General features: G+C 69.0%; 18 protein-coding genes and 1 pseudogene. 9 read left to right on the top strand and 10 right to left on the bottom strand.

Features of this window, described 5'->3' with window-relative positions:
* Window positions 1-555: 555 nt before the first annotated feature.
* The 4 genes from HG542_RS19980 to HG542_RS19965 all read left to right on the top strand — a co-directional run bounded on the left by HG542_RS19980 (window position 556) and on the right by HG542_RS19965 (window position 2541).
* Entirely contained in the window at window positions 556-924 is a 369-nt protein-coding gene (locus tag HG542_RS19980; RefSeq protein WP_171083347.1) for a hypothetical protein, read from the top strand.
* A gap of 104 nt (window positions 925-1028) precedes the next feature.
* On the top strand, window positions 1029-1208 hold the full coding sequence (locus HG542_RS19975; protein WP_171083345.1) for a hypothetical protein: 180 nt from the start codon (window positions 1029-1031) through the stop codon (window positions 1206-1208).
* Window positions 1209-1548: 340 nt separating this feature from the next.
* A complete protein-coding gene (locus tag HG542_RS35180; protein WP_227724767.1) occupies window positions 1549-1890 on the top strand; it encodes a DUF6083 domain-containing protein in 342 nt (113 codons plus the stop codon).
* A gap of 246 nt (window positions 1891-2136) precedes the next feature.
* Entirely contained in the window at window positions 2137-2541 is a 405-nt protein-coding gene (locus HG542_RS19965; protein ID WP_171083341.1) for an FKBP-type peptidyl-prolyl cis-trans isomerase, read from the top strand.
* Window positions 2542-3216: 675 nt separating this feature from the next.
* Here the strand turns inward: HG542_RS19965 and HG542_RS19960 are convergent.
* Window positions 3217-4218, bottom strand: coding sequence for an ACP S-malonyltransferase (locus HG542_RS19960; RefSeq protein WP_171083340.1), 1002 nt, complete (start codon window positions 4216-4218; stop codon window positions 3217-3219).
* Between the two features lie 385 nt (window positions 4219-4603).
* Here HG542_RS19960 and HG542_RS19955 point away from each other — a divergent pair, with 385 nt between their 5' ends.
* Together HG542_RS19955 and HG542_RS19950 are read left to right on the top strand one after the other, a co-directional pair.
* Window positions 4604-4783, top strand: coding sequence for a hypothetical protein (locus HG542_RS19955; protein WP_171083339.1), 180 nt, complete (start codon window positions 4604-4606; stop codon window positions 4781-4783).
* Between the two features lie 37 nt (window positions 4784-4820).
* Window positions 4821-5060, top strand: coding sequence for a hypothetical protein (locus HG542_RS19950; RefSeq protein WP_171083338.1), 240 nt, complete (start codon window positions 4821-4823; stop codon window positions 5058-5060).
* Between the two features lie 70 nt (window positions 5061-5130).
* On the opposite strand, the gene HG542_RS19945 is transcribed toward HG542_RS19950, so the two are convergent.
* From HG542_RS19945 to HG542_RS19935, 3 genes are read right to left on the bottom strand one after another with little or no spacing between them, the layout of a single operon-like run.
* Window positions 5131-6081 carry a DMT family transporter gene (locus tag HG542_RS19945; RefSeq protein ID WP_171083337.1) on the bottom strand — a complete coding sequence of 317 codons (951 nt, stop codon included), beginning with the start codon at window positions 6079-6081 and terminating at the stop codon, window positions 5131-5133.
* A complete protein-coding gene (locus HG542_RS19940) occupies window positions 6078-7607 on the bottom strand; it encodes an acyl-CoA dehydrogenase family protein (RefSeq protein WP_171083336.1) in 1530 nt (509 codons plus the stop codon). The genes HG542_RS19945 and HG542_RS19940 overlap by 4 nt, the downstream gene beginning before the upstream one ends.
* Window positions 7608-7653: 46 nt before the next feature.
* Window positions 7654-8034, bottom strand: coding sequence for an acyl-CoA thioesterase (locus HG542_RS19935; protein WP_218039056.1), 381 nt, complete (start codon window positions 8032-8034; stop codon window positions 7654-7656).
* A gap of 396 nt (window positions 8035-8430) precedes the next feature.
* Here HG542_RS19935 and murJ point away from each other — a divergent pair.
* A pseudogene (gene murJ / locus HG542_RS19930) lies at window positions 8431-9859 on the top strand (murein biosynthesis integral membrane protein MurJ).
* Between the two features lie 81 nt (window positions 9860-9940).
* Here murJ and HG542_RS19925 read toward each other — a convergent pair.
* The 4 genes from HG542_RS19925 to HG542_RS19910 form a co-directional block, all read right to left on the bottom strand.
* Window positions 9941-11167 (bottom strand): cytochrome P450, encoded by a 1227-nt coding sequence (locus HG542_RS19925; RefSeq protein ID WP_171083334.1) that lies wholly within the window; start codon window positions 11165-11167, stop codon window positions 9941-9943.
* Window positions 11168-11264: 97 nt separating this feature from the next.
* On the bottom strand, window positions 11265-12110 hold the full coding sequence (locus tag HG542_RS19920) for a DUF4097 family beta strand repeat-containing protein (protein WP_171083333.1): 846 nt from the start codon (window positions 12108-12110) through the stop codon (window positions 11265-11267).
* 47 nt (window positions 12111-12157) lie between these two features.
* A complete protein-coding gene (locus HG542_RS19915) occupies window positions 12158-12295 on the bottom strand; it encodes a hypothetical protein (protein ID WP_171083332.1) in 138 nt (45 codons plus the stop codon).
* Window positions 12296-12504: 209 nt separating this feature from the next.
* On the bottom strand, window positions 12505-13260 hold the full coding sequence (locus HG542_RS19910; RefSeq protein ID WP_171083331.1) for a class I SAM-dependent methyltransferase: 756 nt from the start codon (window positions 13258-13260) through the stop codon (window positions 12505-12507).
* A gap of 841 nt (window positions 13261-14101) precedes the next feature.
* Between HG542_RS19910 and HG542_RS19905 the strand changes: the two genes are divergently transcribed.
* A complete protein-coding gene (locus tag HG542_RS19905) occupies window positions 14102-15544 on the top strand; it encodes a hypothetical protein (RefSeq protein ID WP_171083330.1) in 1443 nt (480 codons plus the stop codon).
* Between the two features lie 25 nt (window positions 15545-15569).
* Here the strand turns inward: HG542_RS19905 and HG542_RS19900 are convergent, their stop codons facing one another.
* Window positions 15570-16154 (bottom strand): dihydrofolate reductase family protein, encoded by a 585-nt coding sequence (locus tag HG542_RS19900; protein WP_171083329.1) that lies wholly within the window; start codon window positions 16152-16154, stop codon window positions 15570-15572.
* Between the two features lie 125 nt (window positions 16155-16279).
* On the opposite strand from HG542_RS19900, the gene HG542_RS19895 reads away from it, so the two are divergent.
* Window positions 16280-16855: a TetR/AcrR family transcriptional regulator gene (locus HG542_RS19895; protein ID WP_171083328.1), complete on the top strand. Its 576-nt coding sequence runs from the start codon at window positions 16280-16282 to the stop codon at window positions 16853-16855.
* On the opposite strand, the gene HG542_RS19890 is transcribed toward HG542_RS19895, so the two are convergent.
* Window positions 16830-17885, bottom strand: coding sequence for an MsnO8 family LLM class oxidoreductase (locus HG542_RS19890; RefSeq protein WP_171083327.1), 1056 nt, complete (start codon window positions 17883-17885; stop codon window positions 16830-16832). The genes HG542_RS19895 and HG542_RS19890 overlap by 26 nt on opposite strands.
* Between the last annotated feature and the right edge of the window lie 458 nt (window positions 17886-18343).

Below are 18343 nucleotides of genomic sequence, written 5' to 3'. Positions count from 1 at the left end.
GCCAGCTGGTCGGCGCGCACGGTCAGGGAGCCATCGGGGCGGACGGCGACTTCGGCGCCGCGTCGCTGGAGCGCCTCGGCGTACTGGTACGCGGCCGGAGCGAGTAAGGAGGGGGGGCAGCAGGTGGACGGCGCCGTGGGGGGCGCTCGACGAGCTGCGGGTCCAGTGACTGCCCGGTCAGGCCCAAGGGGCCGACGAAGTGGTGTTGCTGTACTTCCAGTCCTTGCCGGGTTCGAAGTCGCCCTTGTGCTGCAGAGCGAGGTCGAGGAGTTCGCGGGCACCTTGGCGCCGGTGACGCCGACGCCGACGCCCGCGGTGTACGTACGGGTGTGCCCCTTACCGTCCGTGACACTGGCCAGGGCGGCGGGCATGCCGTCGGAGCGCACGAACGCGTTCGGCCCTGCTGCGCGGTGCCGTGCCCAGCGGCGGAGGGCGCTGCCACGGCAGGCGGCACCGCGCCCCCGCCGCGAGCACGCCTGGATCCGGCGCCTCGGCAGCTCCGGGCGGAGCACACACGACGCCGTTCCGCGGCGGCCGTCCGGACCGAGTGTCCTGGTGTCCACACATCCGGAGTCCGCCCAGTTCTGGTGGCAGTTGGCTGCCGGTGCCGGTCACCGTGCGGCCGGCTACTGCCTGTACCTGCACCATCTCTCCCTGGGCGAGGACCGCGAGGCGACCCACTGGCGCCACCAGGTGACACACTCCACGACCCACACGGACGTCTCGCTGGACGAGGACTTCATCGAGGGGATGGAGCTCGTCGCCCGCTACGTGCATGCCCATGGATCCGAGGCTGCCGCCCCCACGAAGACTTTGGAAAGGGAGGTCGACCGGCTCGCGGATGACGGCACCGGCGACTGCATCATCGTCCGCCGCCCGGACCGGCAGCTTGCCGAACGGCTGAGGGACTTCATACGCCCCTGACCAGAGCAGCAGCAAGGAGCCCCATTGCGAGCAACCCGGTTTCCCAGGCCGAGGGTTGCACAGGGCTCCTCGTGCGACATCCCCCGACGACAAGGACATCTTCCATGCACGACAGCCGCCTCCGCCGCTTCGCACATCGGCTCTGCCGCACGCCGAACCGCCTGCTCCGGTGGGCTGCCGCCCGTCGGCGCGCTGCCATCGGGCTGATGCTGCGCGGCATCTGCTACGGAACGGGCACCGGCCTGGTGAGCCTGTTCGTCTACTGGTTCCAGCGCCACGGCTGACCTGCACGGAGCAGGTCAGGGGCTGCGTCGTTACGAGTCGGTTCCCTGTCAACTCCTGCGTGCATCGTGGAGGCAACTCCTTCCAGAACGGTCATGGCGTCGGCGAGAGCCGATGGGGAGGGGACGGTGCCGTTGTTGGTATCGGCGAAGATGCGGACGAGCTGGGGGCGCAGACCGAAACCTTTGGGCAAGACCGCCTCACCAGCCAACAGCCCTGCCTGCCACCGGGACACGAGGCGACGCCCTGGCCGACCGGCAGCCCACCCGCACCCCCGCCACCAGCACAAACGACCGACCTGGCCACTGACCAAGCGGACCACAAAGCGGCAATCTCTGAGGAATGGGGGTAAACAAGACCACGCGAACCGTCGCCTGTCCCGAATGCGATTGGCCCCAGCAACTCCGCCGAACCCCAGAAGACCGCTGGATCCTCCTCGAACTTGAACCACTCCCCAGCGCCGAAGTCCCTCAAGGACAACGCTGGCTGATGACACCAGGCGGATGGGCCAGCACCGGACCCGAAGGCGAACCTCTCCCCGGCGGCTGCTGCTACATCGCGCACCACTACGTCTGCAGCCGCCGTACCCACACGAACGACATGCCCGACATCTACGCCGTCACCTGGAGCCGCAACCGGGCCCGCGACGGACTACCCGTCGAGGGCACCACCTCAGAACCCTGACCTGACAACCGGGCGACTCACTGTCGCCTGGCCCCAGTTCACCCGACGCCGAACTCGTCCCCCTGCCGCCTGACCGTGCGTGCGGAGTCGCGTTCATCGGCTACACGAAAGATCATCACGCCTGGCCACTGGATCTGATGTGCTCCGGGAATCGGCACTCTCGGTAGCGTGACCATCTGCTGCACGGGGTGCCCACGCGCCCGGCTGGTCCGTGCGGGACTTTCGACGAAGAGTGATGAGGCTGCCATGAGTGAACTGACGAAGCCCGAGGTCGACGTTCCGGAAGGTGACGCTCCTACCGAGCTGACCATCCGGGACCTGATCGTCGGGGACGGGGCCGAGGTGGAGCCGGGCATGGTGGTCAGGGTCCACTATGTCGGGGTGACCTTCGAGTCCGGGAAGGAGTTTGATGCCTCCTGGGACCGGGGCCGGCCGTTCAAGTTCGCCCTGGGCAGTGGCAGGGTCATCAAGGGCTGGGACCGGGGGGTGAGGGGGATGAAGGTCGGCGGTCGGCGCGAGATCATCGTTCCCCCGCGTCTCGGCTACGGCAATCAGTCGCCCTCGCCGTTGATCCCGCCGGGCTCGACCCTGGTCTTCGTGGTGGACCTGCTCGACTCGTATTCCAGCACAGCCGGGTGGAGCAACGCCTAGCGCTGCGCCGTCTACCGGGGCTGACGGACGGCGGATGTGCGGAGCGGCCGCCGGTACGGCCGTAATGGCGCGACTGGTCGGCAGCCACATCACCGCTGTCGCCGAGCACCGCACACGCCAGAAGCTGGGCTTCTTCTAGGGGAGTCACCGAAGGCCTCTGAGCCCGAACCGCAAGGACGCGGCTCGGGCTCAGGGTCCTTCGGCAACCGCACAGGCGCCCCGGCGCCTTGCGCTTGACGCCGTAGCGGAGAACTTGCGGCTCGCCGACGACACCTTCGATGCCGGCATGACCACCTTCAGCGTGCATCAATGGAGCGACCTCAAGGCCGGCCCGCGGGAGATGCGACGCGTGGCGCGCGGACCCGTCGTCATCCTCACCTGGGACCCCGACCGCGTACGCGACTTCTGGCTGTACGCCTACGCGCCGCTGATCCTGGACACACCGAAGCCAGGCGGTACCCGGCGATCGGCGACATCACCGAGGCACTCGGGGGCCGCTCGGTGGTGGAGCCGGTACCGATCCCCCTCGACTGCACCGACGGCTTCAACGAGGCCTGCTACGGACGCCCGGAGCGCCTTCTCGACTCCGGGGCCCACCAGACGTGTTCGGCATGGAGCTCCGTCGAACCTGCTCTGCAGAAGCAGTACGCCGACCACCTTCACCATGATCTCACCTCAGGCGCCTGGGACGACCGCTACGGATCCCTGCGCCGGCAGCCTTCGAACCGCCGGAGCCGCCCCCACCCCCTGCAGCACGCCCTCCACCTGCCCCGGTCTCTCGACATGCGCCACCGGCACCCGCGAGCGCAGATACCGGTCGAACTGCGAGGGGCCCAGCACAACTGCCAGTCCCGGGCCGTGCGTCATCAGGCCGTCCAGCAGCTTCGGGACGCTCACGCCCGTCGTGGTGATGCGCAGGAAAAGGTCGCGTACGTCACCGGCCGTCGTGAGCGTGCGCGTCTCCAGGCACGAGCAGACGGGAATGTCCGGATCGGTGAAGACCATGCCCGCGATCTCGGCCGCCATCGCATCGCCGATGTGCTGCTGGATCGGCGAATGCGTCGCGGGCAACTCGGCGGAGATCTTGGCGACTTGGTGCCCGGGTGGCAACGACTCCGCCAGCCGCTCCAACTGGTCCAGGTATCCCGAGAACATGACGCATCTCATCGTGCCGTCCCCCACCGGCCCGAGGTCGACCCCGCGGTACGAGCCGCCCACCCGGTCCGGCGCGTATGCATCCCCGTCCGGATCCTCCCCGACCGGGATCCCGACGAAGGCGACACCCTGCGCTCTTGCCGCTGCCTCTCCCCCGGGTCTGCCCGGCTCGTCCCACGACCGGGCGAACAGCGTGAACAGCGCCTCGCGGCTGACGGCTCCGGCGATGCACGCGGCGACCTGTGCCCCCAGGCTGAGCCCGCCCGTCACCGAGGGCCGCACGCCGAGCTCGGTCAGCACGTCGTGCACCGCGAGTGCCTGCGCGGCCTGCCGGATGGCCTTCACCCGCCGCGAGGGGGCGCCTAACGGCGGCTCGCTGCGGCCCAGCAGCTGGTCCGGGTCGTACCCGGTCCACTCCTCGACCTGTCGGTACGTGGACCGGGCAGCGGCGTACCGCTCGTACATCGGGGCGGCGGTCGAGCCCTCGTTGTGCATTCCGCCGAATACGTAGGCAATCGTCATGTGACTGCACAGTGCCAGGGGTTGATCACTCGGCGACAGATCGTCTTCGGCCATGGTCGGTGGGGGGCACACGTATATGCGGACGTCATCCGCTAGGGTCTTCTGCGGGCAAGGCCCGGGTCGTCCGCCGACCCGGGCCTTCCCGTTTTCCGAGCGAGCCAGGGGGTTTTCCGGTTTGTCGATCCGTGTGCTGGTCGTCGACGACGACGCTTTGGTGCGTGCGGGATTGAAGAGCATGCTGGAGTCGGCCGGGGCATGGAGGTGACCGTGGCCGTCGGGGCGGAAGCGCTGCAAGCGGCCCGGGAGTTCGGGCCGGACGTGGCGCTGGTGGACGTCAACATGCCCGATGTCGGCGGCCTGGAGGTGCTGGCCGCCCTACGGCTTCATGGACTGGATCAAGTGCGTCGGCAAGCAGAGCCAGGACACCGCCCTCGCGGGCGGGGTGGCCGGCTGCGTCGCAGGCCTGGAGACCGGCTGCGTCGCCGGCGCCGGTGTCGGCGGCTTCGGCGGCGCGCTGGGCGGCGCGGTCGTCGGGATGAAGAATTGCCAGTGCTCGCGGCCGTGACGTCGTCGCATCGTGGACCGCACCGAGGTGGTTGGTAGTGCAGCAGACGCAGGAGACCGGGACGCAGCCGCCGAACGGCACGCTGTACTTCTGGTGCGCGGTCGTCGCGGCGGTCGTCGTCGCGACCGCGCTCCATGGGCAGTTGTCCGGCTCACGCGAGGTGGTGGCGGACGTGGTGGCCGCCCTCGTCATCGGTCTGGCGGCCCGCCTGGCACAGCGCCGGGCATCCCGTCATGGTACGGGCCCGGATGAAGGGGACGATCCGGGCGGGCGCTGAACAGCGGCCCGGAGGCACCCGGCCGGGCCCGCCCCCACGCCGTCGTGGGGGCGGGCCCGGCCGGATCCGCTCAGGAACGCTCGGCCACCGGCACGGAATTGTCGCCGACCGGCGCCGCCGCCGGAACCTCCTCGGCACCGGACGACCGGCTGCTCCGGTTGAAGACGATGATCGAGACCACGATCACCGCGAACCCGACGATCTCCGACACGGTCGGGCGCTGGCCCAGTACGGGCCAGGCGATCAGCCCTGCGGCGATCGGCACCCCGTAGAAGTACGACGCCACCCGGTCCGCGCTCTCCGAGCGCATCAGGACGAACAGCAGGCTGAGCGCACCGATCGACACCCCGACCGACATCCACAGTTCCGACAGCAGGAACTGCGGTGTCCACCGGATGACGCCCTTTTCGAAGATCAGCGCGCCGACGAGCATGACGACGGCCGACGAGCCGGACTGGACGCATCCGTTGACGAGCGGGTGGGCGCCGGGGTTCTTCATCTGGAAGTAGAACTGCCCGGTGGAAAGCCCCAGCAGACCGAGAAATCCGAAGGCGACATTGGTCGGGGTGAGTCCGGACGACGACTCCAGGCCCCGGTACACCGTGATGGCGACACCGACCACCCCGCCGATGAGGGCCAGGACCGACATCAGCCGGACCTTTCTCGCGGTCACGACGGAGACCATCAGCCACACCAGAATGGGCTGCAGGGCGATGATCAGTGCCGAGACCGCGGGCGTCATGCCGCGGTACAGCGCGTAGAACACCCCGACGGAGAACACGCCTTGCAGCAGGATGCCGCTGACGACGAGGTGGAGATAGCCGGACCGCGGCCAGGCGACCCTCAGGCACATGATGAGGGCGAACAGGATGACTGCGGTCGCGCCGAACCGGATCGCCAGATAGTAGAGAGGTTCCGCATAGGGCAGGCCGTACCGGCCGCCCACAAAGCCTGATCCGTAGATGGTGACGAACACCAACACGATCAGCGAAACCCTGAGGTTCTTGTTTCCGCCGGTCACTGGCGCACGCCGGCCTTGGCGTCTGCCACCGCGCCGGCTCGGGCATCGGCAGCCGGCGTGCACGGGGCACCGGCAAGCTTCCCCGCCAACTCGTATTCGTTGACGAGGGAGATGATCTCGTTCTTCAGCACGGCGATCGCCTTGGGGAAGTCGGCCTCGTCCACGGCGAGCCGTGTGTTGGGCGCGGCCGACCGGGACGCCTTCTCCAGCATGCCGATTCCGTATATCCGGGAGAGGATGCGGCCCAGGATCACGGTCTTGTCCTGGGACGGCGCGTCGATGATGTGGCTGAGGTTGATGTCGGTGATGTGGAAGAACGCATCTTCCAGGTAGCCGAACCGGCCGACGTACTCGAGCGGCGACCGGAGGCCGGACTGCCGGAACTGGCGCAGGAACAGGTTCGCCAGGTGCTGGCACAGCAGGTCGTTCGTGCCGTCGAAGACGGTGTAGACGCGCGCGTCGAGGAGGGCGCAGGCGGCGATGTTGTCCGGCGCGTCCTTGCGGTATCCCTCGCCGCCGCACAACTGCTGGTAGTCGATGGCGGATTCCAGCATGAGCTCGGAGGCGAGCACCTTGGTCGCCAGGGAGGCGAACATGCTGTTTTCCAGGTCCGTGTAGTAGTCCTCCGCCAGCATCAGCTGCCGGTACAGCGCATTGCATACGACGTAGTTCTGCTTGATGCGGTCGACCTTGTACCGGACGTAGTCGATGTCGTGCAGGGTGCCGTCGCCGATGGCCCTCGTGGTGACGTGACGCAGCGCTTCCGTGCTCAGCCGGCGCAGAAATCCGCTGCCCATGGCGGCCTTGCTGAACCGGGACCCGCACAGGATCTCGGCGGCGTCGCCCAGGCTCTCGCGGGTCTTGGTGAGCCGGTAGTGGCGGGGCACGCGCAGGTCGAGGGTGTTCAGTCCGTATCCGAGGTTCTTCAGCCCCAGACTGTCGTAGACCTCGGTGGTCACGAACCCGCCGTCCGACCGCTTGTGGGCGAAGTACGCGAATTCCTTGCGCTCCGGATGCTTGGCGCAGACGATCCACCAGTCCGCCTGCTCGCTGAACGCCTGCCAGTGCTTGGTGCCGGTGATCCGGTAGGTGTCACCGTCGTCGTGGTAAGTGGTCTGCATGCGCGCGAGGTTGGAACCACTGCTCGGCTCGGTGAAGGCGAGACCGCCGATGACGGGGTTGTGGAGGAAGTCGTCGAAGACCTCCTTCTTCAGCACGTCGTCACCGCTGGACGCCACGTTGCGGAGGAAGAGCACGGTCACGATCATGGTGTACATGCCCATCGGCAGATTGCGCTCGGACATGATCTCGATGATCTCGCACATCTCCCGGTGGCTCTCCCGGCCGCCGTACGAGCGCGGGATGGCCGGCAGATAGAGGCCCAGGTCGACCAGCTTCTGCAGGCTTTCCTTGGACAACGGCTCCTGCGGCAGCCGGGCGCTGTCGAACTCCTCGATATTGCGCCGGAAGTTGTCGAGGAACTCGGACGAATCGAGGCCGACCAGCTGGTCGCGCGACACACTCATGACAAACATCCAATCTCGGCAGACAAGTCGGTGCTGGTGTGCGGTGCTACGCGGACAGCGCGGTCAGTTCGGCCCGCAGGTGGTCCGGGATGGCGGCGGTGGATTCCCGCTCGTAGTCGAAATGGACCATGATGCAGGTGCCGTGGGCGACTTCGGCACCGTTCTGCGTGGCCGTCTGCTCGATGGTGATCGAGGTGTTCCCGATCTTCGCGACCTTCGTCTCGATGACGACGTCGTCGGATGCGAAGATCTGCCGGGTGAAATCGATCTCGTACCGGCGCAGGATGAGCGCGAGGTCACGCATGTTCGGCTCTTTGCTGAACAGCCGGAAAATCGGCAGCCGGCCGTGCTCGAACCAGACCGGCACTGCGGAGTTGGTGACATGACCGAGCACGTCGACTTCGGAGAAGCGTGGCGAAATCGTCACCTTCAACGTTCTACCCCCGATTGATTTCAACGGTTCGAGTGATTGACGGGGCCTCATCGCTGATCCGCCGTCATGGGTGCGACAGAGCCGTATCGAACGCGCCGTCGCCGCCCGATGCTGAGCGATGCCGCCGAACGAAGTCAACCGTTTCCAGGGAGCTTGAACGGGCGCCTCCGCGCCCTGCAGTTGACACTCGGAGGGGGCCGGATGACGCCTGCGCACGCTTCGATCCGGGGCCCGGGAGGGGCGCAGCGCCCTTCGGATCAGAGGACGGAGAGGCCTATCAAGTGTTCAACTGCAGGGCGCGGCGAGCGTGGCAGGCAGAACTGACGGCTCCGGGTACGCGAGCGCAGATCGGACACCACTTCATGTGATCTCGGGCCGTAGGTTGGCCGTATGACGGATGGCAATGGCATACGGACTGCGGCCCGCACCGGACCGCAACGGCGAAAGCGCGGGCGGCACGCGGCCCCTCAGTCGGGCGGCGGCAAAGGAGGACTGGCGCAGTCGTCACTCTTGATGGCGGCGGGGACCCTGATGTCCCGGGCCACGGGGCTGATCCGGCAGGTGCTGCAGGCCGCCGCGCTGGGGACGGGGCTGCTGGCCACCGGCCTTCGAGCTGACGGTGACGTTCGCCCGGTTCCTGCTCCCGCAGATCTTCTTCTACGGCCTGTTCAGCATCCTGGGGCAAGTCCTCAACGCCCGGGACCGGTTCGGGGCGATGGCCTGGACACCGGTTCTCAACAATGTCGTGCTCATCACGGTGTTCGGCGTCTACGTCGGGCTCATGACCGTTCCGGACCGGGTGCAGGACATCACCCCCGCACAAGTGACCTGGCTCGGCGTGGGCACGACATTGGCCCTTGCCGTGCAGGCCGTCGCCCTGGTCCCGTTCGTCCGCGCGACCGGCTTCCGGTTCCGCCCGCGCTTCGACTGGCGCGGGGCGGGCCTGCGCAAGAGCATCGGTGCGGCCCGCTGGACACTGCTGTTCGTCCTGGCCAACCTGGTGGCGAGCACGGTGGTGACCCGTTACGCCTCGGCCGCCGACCAGGCCCTGCCCGAGGGCGGGGTGGGGTTCACCGCCTACTCCAACGCGCAGACGATCTGGATGCTCCCCCAGGCCGTCGTCACCGTCTCCCTGGTCACCGCCCTGCTGCCCCGCATGAGCCGGGCCGTCGCCGAAGGGCGCCCGGACGACGTACGCAACGACCTCTCCCGCGCCCTGCGGATCAGCGGTGTCGTCATCGTCCCCACCTCGTTCTTCTTCCTCGCCTTCGGGCCGGAGATCGCTCAGCTGCTCTTCGCCCACGGAGCCGCCGGCCCGGCGGCCGTCCGGCCGCTGGGCCACATGCTGCAAGCGCTCGGGGTCGGGCTGATCCCCTTCTCCGCCCAATACCTGCTGCTGCGCGGCTTCTACGTCTTCGAGGACACCCGCACCCCGTTCATGATGGCGGTGTGGATCGGCGCCGTGAACATCGCCCTGGCCACCGCCTGCCATCTGCTGCTGCCCCCGCGCTGGGCCGTCACCGGCATGGCCGCGGCCTACGCAGCCTCGTACGCCGTCGGCATGCTGCTCACCGCGGTCCGGCTGCGGCGCCGCCTCGAAGGCCGCCTGGACGGGCGGCGCTTGTGCCGCACCTACGGCAAGCTCGTCGCCTCCGCGGTGTCCGCAAGCGGGCTCGGCTGGCTCGCGGCCCGCTCCTGCACGACTTGGGCGCCTGTCCTGCCCCTGGCTGCGGGAGGCGCCACGATGGCCGTGCTGTTCCTGCTCCTCGCGCGCCTTCTGAAGACGGACGAACTGCGGAGTCTGCCCGGGATGAGGTGACCGGACACGGCAGCGCCGAGGAGCGGCCTCTGTTCGAGTATTCGAGCGTTCGAGAAGAGGCCGCTCCCCCTGTCGCTCGGCCTACCGGGCTGCTTCCGTCCAGGTGACCGGCAGTTCGTGGACGCCGTAGATGTTCATGTCGGTCTTGAGCTTCACCTCGCCGGCCGGAATGGCGAGTTCGAGCGTCGGGAAGCGGCGCAGCAATCCCGCGAAACCGGCGCGCATTTCGATGCGGGCCAATTGCTGGCCGAGGCATTGGTGGACGCCGTGGCCGAAGGCCACGTGACCGCGGGCCTTGCGGTGGACGTCCAGGGTGTCGGGGTTGTCGAAGCGCCCGGGGTCGCGGTTGGCGGCCAGCAGCGCGACGACGACGGTCGAGCCCTTGGTGATGGTTTCGCCGCCGAGTTCGATGTCCTCCGTGGCGTAGCGGTAGAAGATGTCCGCAACGGACAGGTAGCGCATGAGTTCCTCGACCGCATCGGGCATCAGATCCGGGTTTGCCCGCAGTTCGGCCAGCTGCTCGGGGTGCTCCAGGAGCGCGAAGGTGCCCAGTCCCAGCATGTTGGCGGTCGTCTCGTGGCCCGCGAAGAGCAGCAGGAAGGCGATGCCGACCAGTTCCTCGACGGAGAGGTCCTCGTCGCGGGCCAGGTCGGACAGGATGTCGTCGCCGGGTTCGGCGCGTTTGCCCGTGACCAGTTCGGCCAGATACGAGGTCAGTGCACCGTACGCGGCCACCTTTTCCTCCAGCGTCTGCTCCCTCACAAGGAACTTGGCCGAGTTGACCTGGAAGGTCTCCCGGTCCGCGTAGGGGACGCCGAGCAGTTCGCAGATCACCAGCGAGGGCACCGGCAGTGCGAATTCCTTGACCAGGTCGACCGGCGGGGCGAGGCGCGCCATTTCGTCCAGGTGCCGCTCGGCGATGTCGACGATGTGCTCTTCGAGTTGCTTCATGCGTTTGACGGTGAAGGCGCCGATGAGCTTGCGCCGCAGCCGGGTGTGGTCCGGCGGGTCCATGGCGACGAACATGCCCGGTATCTGCGGGGACGGTTCGGTGGGGGTGGGCATTCCGGGGGTCTCGTACGGCACGTGCAGCACGCCGATGTCCTGGCGGGAGCTGAACCGGGTGTCGGCCAGGAGTTGGCGGACCTCTTCGTATCCGGTGACGAGCCAGCCTTCGTGGCCGTCGGGGAAGAGCATCGGGCTGACCGGGCGGGCCTCGCGCAGCCGGGTGAGTTCGCGGGGCGGGTCGAAGGGGCCCGCATTGCGCTCCATCGGAAGGCCGTGCGGAGTGGGAATCGTTTGGCTCATCGGACATTCCTTTGCTGGTGTGAGCATGACAGATACATGAATGGTGTCCAGCCGGTCGAAGGCTGGAGCGCGGCCGGGGAGACGCCGGGGAGCGGCGTCAGGACCGGGCGCGGCGGATGTCGATGTTGCCGTGACGGGTGCGGGCGCGGACCCGCACGGTGTCCTGGGTGTGGTCCGGGGTGTCGGTGGTGGTGAGGGTGTTGCGCACCTGGCCGTTGCCGGAGTCGGCGTCGAGCCAGGCGGCGGTGCCTTCGCGGATGCCGACCTCGATGGCGCCGTAGGAGGTCTCCACCTGGACGTTTCCGCGGGCGACTTCGGCAACCCGCAGGGTGCCGTGGTCGGTTGTGGCGGTGACCGAGCTCTCGGCGCAGGCGATGGCGATGTCACCGTTCGCACCGCTGACCCGCAGCTCGCCGGTCGCGGTGCCGACGGTCGTGGTGCCGTGGGAGTTCTTCAGGACGGCAGGGCCGTCGAGGGTGCCGACGCGCAGGCTGCCGGAGCTGGTGGTGATCTCGGCCATGCCGTCCACCCGGCCCACGGTGATCGAGCCGTGCGACGCCTTCAGGTGCAGCGGGCCGGTGGCGTCGAGGCGGACGTCCCCGGAAGAGGTCTTGACGCGGACCTCGCCGAGGCCACCCTCGCCGAGCACCTGGGCCCAGGCGCCGGTCACGTCGATGTCCGAGCCCGCGGGCAGTTCGACCGTCACGTCGACGGTGCCGGTGCGGCCGACGAGATAGCGCTGCTTGGGGGTGACGACGGTGAGGAGGCCGTCGGTGCAGGCGACCTCGGTCTGGCCGACCGTTCGCACGTCCTGCTCCTTCTCCGGGTCGCGGGGGCGTACGTCGACGACGGTGTCGGTGCGGTCGCCCGCGATGAACTGGATGGAACCTGCCGTCACATGGGCGGTGACGGAGATCGGTTCGGGGGTGGCGAAAGAAGGCATGACTGTCCCGTCCTGCGTGAAGTCGTGGAGTGGGCGGGGGTGCGGGGTCAGCGCACCCGGCCCGTGATGTTCTGTCCGACGGTGCGGGCGGTGCCGCCCTCCTCGCCCTCCGTGGGCGGCGCGGCGGGCACGACGGGCACCGCCAACTCCCGGCGCAGAGTGCCGACATACGGCGTGAGGTCCATGACGAAGATAATGGCACCACAATGGCGCCACACGCAAGCCCCAGTGGCACCACGACGGGGCCGGTGTGAGATCCCAAGGAGCTGCACACGCGGGGGAAGTGGATGAACAACACAGTGGCGGCGGGTGGCGCACCAAACCGCGCCACCCGCCGCCATGTGGTGCCGTGTGGCACCACATGGCACCACACGGCAAGACGGCAATGCCCTGCTTACACCGGCCTCCCCGCACCCACAGCCGCCACCGCAGCCGAGCGGCTCTCGCCGCCCCCTTCCGGGCGCCGCGCACTGAACAACAGGCCCACCGGTTCGGCATCCGCCGGCAGCCCCAGCATCGGCTCCCAGGAGACGTCGGTGAAGCCGCAGTTCTGCAGAGCCTCCTCGTACGCCGCGCGGCTCCAGTAGTGAACGGCGAGCGATGTCGGCGGCGTGGTGGGGATCGAGATGGTGTACGGATCCCCCTCGCGCAGTTGATCGGAGCGGTGCAGGACGAAACCGTTGGGCTGGGAGATCTCCGGCTGCAGACCGGGGTTTCCCACAATGGCGAGCAGGCGTCCTCCGGGAGCGAGGTTGGCGTATGCGCTGCGGCACATGCGTTCCAGGGTGCTGCGGCTGTCCGCGTAATGCAGGACGAGGGCTGCGGTGACGATGTCGAAGGCGCCCAGCACCGGCAGGCCGGTGATGTCGTGCACTTCGTAGCGCACGCCGAGCTGTTCTTCCCGCTCTCTCCGCCGTGCGAGCTCGATCATCGCGACCGAGGCGTCCACGCCGAGCACCGCGGCGGCTCCCTGGCGGCGTAACACGCGGGTGAACGGCCCCACACCGCAGCCGAGGTCGAGGACCGAGGCGCCGTTCAGCCCGCCGATGGCGTGCAGCAGCGAGGGGATTTCCACACCTTCGCGATAGGGGCCCACGACACGGTCGACCTCGCGGTAGTGCGCCGCAATCTCGTCGTACTGGGGAGTCAAGGGTTCTCCTGGGGAGTGTGGCCGATGGGTCTGGTGGTGCGAGTGGGGCGATCATGTCAGCAGCGACCAAGGCCATCAAGAGCCCTTCACCAGGGCGGAGGCGGCGGCGGGAGCCCGTCGGCGAAGCGCGGCATCATCCTCCAACTCGGCCCCGTTGGCAAGGAATTCCCCGACGCCGGGCCATCACCGTCCGGCGCAGGGCCTCGGGGCGTACCGGGAACCGGATGACGCTTTCGGCAGCACTTCTGAACGTGGTTGCCGCCATCGCGCGGTGTTGCGATCAGCTGGTGCGCTGACGGCGTGCCGCTGACGTGGTTTCGGACGATCGGTCGGTCTGCTTGCCAAGTGGGCCCGGCCGCCGGGTAGTCGGCCGGGCCCACGCGATGCCTCGCGCGTGACCGACCTGGCTCCGGGGGCCGACGGAGCCGGGTCTTTCGTATGCCGCGCGAGAAACTGCCCTCGCCGGCCGGTCCGCGGAGTCGACGGAGTCCGCAGAGCTTCAACTGCAGGTTTGACGTTCAGTCAGTTGCAGGTCGACGACGCCCGCCACTGTAGCAACTGCCCATGCCGCGGACGCCCGTGCTGTCCTGGATTCCTGCAGGTCACGGGGATGGCGAATCCTGGAGTGCCCTTGCGAACATCTGGCGACCACCCCGTCCTCCCTCGCCGTCGAATACACCTTCACCGCAGGTCATCAGGGGTGGCGAAGGTGGCCAACAGGCTGGCGTCAGGGTGGCGCGGCCCTGGCGGACAAACGCGGTAACGACCCTGTGTCGACCGTCTGTTGAACGGCCCCCGCCACCATTCCGGCATCCCAGCCCCTCACGGATACGGATGCCGCATGCACGCCAAACACGTCATACACACGCTCCGCGCCACGGCCGTGGCGACTGCCGCCGCCGGCAGCCTGCTGATGCCGGCCACCGCCCTGGCGGCCGCGCCCGCTCCCGCCCCCAGCCCCTCCCCCAGCTCCTCCCCCGGTCACAACGGGTACGTGTCCGCCGCCCGGTCGGATGCCCAGATCCGCTCGTTCTGGGAGAAGCACGCACACGACAAGACTTTCGCTCCCACCCTCGACAAGAAGGCCGAGGGCCGGCCCGGGCCGGAAAGACGTGCGGCCGGGGCCGAAGACGGCACGGCAGCCACCGGCGGCGAGTCGGTCAAGATCGCCGGCACCCGGCCGGCGACACCAGCCACCGCCGCACAGGGCCGGAACGCCCTCCGCAGCGGACCCGCCGACCTCCGCGAGAGCGTCCGTACCTTCACCGGGCGGCTCAACTGGGACCTCGGCGGAGGATACATGGGCTTGTGCACCGCCACCGTCGTCGTGTCCGACAATCACGACACCCTCGCCACCGCCCGCCACTGCATGAAGACACTCCCCGACAAAACCACCATCGATCCCAACGCCAACTACCGCTTCGCCCCCGGCTGGTACGTCGACGCAAGCGGCGAGCACGCCCCCTACGGCTGGTTCACCTGGCGCGGTGCCGCGATCACCCCCGAGAACGACCAGCAGAACGACGACACCGCATTCATCGCCGTCAACCCGCAGAACGGCAAGCACGTGCAGGACGTCGTCGGGTCCGCCGGCATCGCCTTCAACGCGGCACTGCCGTCCAATGTCGCCTTCGCCGGGATCCCCGGCGACGTCAACCAGCTCCACGTGTGCGAGCAGCCCGCCCACTGGGGTCAGGAAAACCCTCCGCAGATCCTGCTGCGGAGCTCCTGTGACGGCGACAGCGAACTGGCCGGCGGCGCGTCCGGCGGCGGCGTCTACGATGCCGACGCCTTCCGCAACGGCGGGGGCGTGTACGACATCGGCTCGTACTCCGGTTCATACCTGAACCAGGCGGCCGCAGCCTCCTTCCGTGACGAGGCCGTCACCATCTACCGGGCCGTCGGCGGTTCGCAGGGCAACGGCGATGTCGTCCTCAAGCCGGGCTTCACGATGAAGGCCGGTTCGTCCGTCGCCGCGGGCGGCACCACGCTGACGCTGCAGAAGAACGGGCAACTGCACCTCAACGGCCCGCGCAGGGACTGGTGGAGCGGCCAACCCGACATCGACGGAGCCCACCTGGACTTCCAGAGCGACGGCAACCTCGTCATGTACGACGGCAACGGCACCGCGCACTGGGCGCTCAACCTCAACAACCGCGAGGGCGGCGCGACACCTGTGGCCGGCTCGACGGTGAAGGTGCAGGCCGACGGGAACCTGGTGGTGTACGGGCCGGACGGCGCGGTGAAGTGGGCGGCCTTCTGCTACGGAACCAACCGCTGCTGAGCGGTGACACCCGCCACCGTGCCCGTCATCGCACGCGGCTGTACGTCCTGACCACCACGCCGTTCTCGAACACACGCACCGCGTCCAGCGTGAACTCGGTGACCGCGAAGTCCGAGCCGAACATCGGTATACCGGAGCCGTACACCTGCGGGTACGTCTTGATGACGAGCTCGTCGATCTCGTCCAGCAGCTCGCCCGCAAGCTGCGATCCGCCGCAGAGCCAGACACCCAACGCGCCGTCCTCCGCCTTGAGTTCGCGGACCCGGCCGACCAGGTCGCCGGTGATCAGCTCCACATTCGGGTCGGGCGAGGCCGTGAGGGTGCGCGAGGCGACGTACTCGCGCATCTGCGCGTAGGGGCTGGTGATGCCGGCGTCCAGCGCCAGCTGGTAGCTGACCCGGCCCTGGACGACCGTGTCGAAGTGCCGGTTCTCGGCGCCGTCGAAGCCGAGGAGCTTGCGGCCCTCGGCCGAGACGGTCTCCGGGTACTCGGTCCTGAGGTACTCCAGGAACTCCTCGGTGGCGTACTTGAACATCGACGACGCGTCGCCGCCCGGGTCGCCGATGAAGCCGTCGATCGTGCAGGCGACGAAGTAGGTGAGCTTGCGCATGGCGGTCCCCTCCCGTTGGCACCGGGAACCTCCCGAGCGCCGTAACCACTTCATCTATAGTGCTTCACTTGTAGTGGTTGGGCAAGCAGGTTTTTCGAGGAGCCCGAGGAGACCGAGGAGGCCCCATGGCCAGGAACCCCGAACGCAGGACGGCCCTTGTCGACGCCGCCATCGAGGTACTCGCGCGGGAGGGGGCGCGCGGCCTCACCTTCCGCGCCGTCGACGCCCAGGCGGGCGTGCCGGTCGGCACGTCCTCCAACTACTTCGCGGACCGCGACGATCTGCTGACCCAGACCGCCGGCCGCATCCACGTGCGTATGACCCCCGACCCCGAACAGGTCGACCGGGCCATGCGGCCCGAGCCCTCGCGCGAGCTGGTCACGGAGCTCATGCGGTGGCTGGTGCAGCGGGTGTCCACGGAGCGGAGCGGCTATCTGGCCATGCTGGAGCTCCGCCTCGAGGCCACCCGGCGCCCGGCGCTCCGGGCCGAGCTCGACCGCGCCATACGCGGCGCGTACGACGAGTCCGTACGCTTCCACTTCGACGCCGGGCTGCCCGGGGACGAGGACAGCTTCCTCGTCCTCTACCTCGCCATGACCGGCGTGCTCCTGGAGCACCTCACGCTGCCCGACGCGCTGCCCGAGGCCGACCTGGACCGGCTGGTGGAATCGGTCGTCACGCGGGTGCTGCCGCCCCGGTGAGCCCGCTGAGCCGGGCCAGGCGCTCGTACGAACCCAGCAGCGCGGCACGGTCGTACGAGCCGGTCGTCACCAGCACCTCGTCCGCGCCGGTGTCCGCGACCAGCGTCGCCAGTTCCGCAGCGACCTGCTCCTCCGTGCCGTGGATGTGCCCGCGCAGCCCGGCCTCGTAGGCCGCGCGCTCCCGGTCCGTCATCGGCAGCGCCGCGATCTCCTCGGCGGGCCGCAGCGGCGGGAAGACGCCGTGCGTACGGGAATGGGCCAGCGCCCAGGCCTCCGGTATCAGCAGCCGCCGCGCCTCGTCGGCCGTGGCGGCGACGGCCACGTTCGCGGCGGCCACGACGTACGGCTCCTGCCACCAGGGGGACGGCCGGAAGGCCGCCCGGTACCGGTCGATCGCGGCTCGCATGCCGTCCCTGCCCTTCGGGCCGCCGATGACGAGCGCCGCTCCGGCCGCGGCGGCGACCTCCGCGCCGGCGTCGTTGGCCAGGACGAACGCCGGTATGCGCAGGCCCTCGGCCACGTGGGCGTGCACCTGCGGGTATGCGCGCGCACCCGCGGTGAACCACTCGGCCAGCTCGGCCAGTTGCGCGCCGAAGCCGTCCATCGCCTCCTTCTCCGTGCCCAGGGCCCGGCGGATCCCGTCCGTGAACCCCACGGACCGCCCGAGGCCCATGTCGATGCGCCCGGGGAACAGCGACTCGAGCACGCCGAACTGTTCGGCGACGACCAGTGGCCGGTGGTTGGGCAGCATCACCCCGCCCGTCCCGACCCGGATCCGCCGCGTCGCCGCGGCCACCGCTCCCGCGAGCACGGTGGGCGCCACTCCGGCGACGCCGGGCACACCGTGATGCTCGGCCACCCAGAACCGCCGGTACCCCAACTCCTCGGCCCGCTGCGCGAACCGCACGGTGTCGCGGAGCGCTTCGCCCGGCGGGCGGCCTTGCCGGGTGTGCGAACGGTCGAGGACGGAGAGGGGGACGGGTACGGGGGTGGGGGCGGTGCTCCGGGTGGGAGGGGCGGCGGTGGTCACGTTCAGTGCAACGTGGGGGTGGGGGTGGGGATTCCTCGGCGGATCCCTCAGATGGGGGCGGCCAGGCCAGCCGCCCGCAGGCAGTGCAGCGCCCTCCCCACACACTCTCCGGCCGAGACCCCGTCGGTCCTTATGGCATGCGGCAACGGCCCGCCGCCGGCGACGAAGGTCCACGCGGGCTTGTTCACGCATGCGCTCGACGTCGACGCGCAGCATGGGCGCGACGCCCTGCTCGCCGAGCCATTCCATGATGAGCAGCGTGACGTCCTCGACACCGCTGTCCGGGTCGGGCTTGGGCAACCGGCGCTTTCCTTGATCACGCCTGTGACTGTACGCACGTCTCGTCGAGCCAGGCCATCAGACCGAGGCTCTGCCCCGTGGGCAGCGGCTCGTCGTGCACAACCATCATCCACGCATGACCAGCGAACACCCACGGAACTCACCCAGTCAGGCACCAA

Origin of the sequence: Streptomyces morookaense (assembly GCF_013030945.1) — a bacterium.
In the GTDB taxonomy this organism is placed as follows: domain Bacteria; phylum Actinomycetota; class Actinomycetes; order Streptomycetales; family Streptomycetaceae; genus Streptomyces; species Streptomyces morookaensis.
This window is presented reverse-complemented; position numbering and strand designations above follow the sequence as displayed.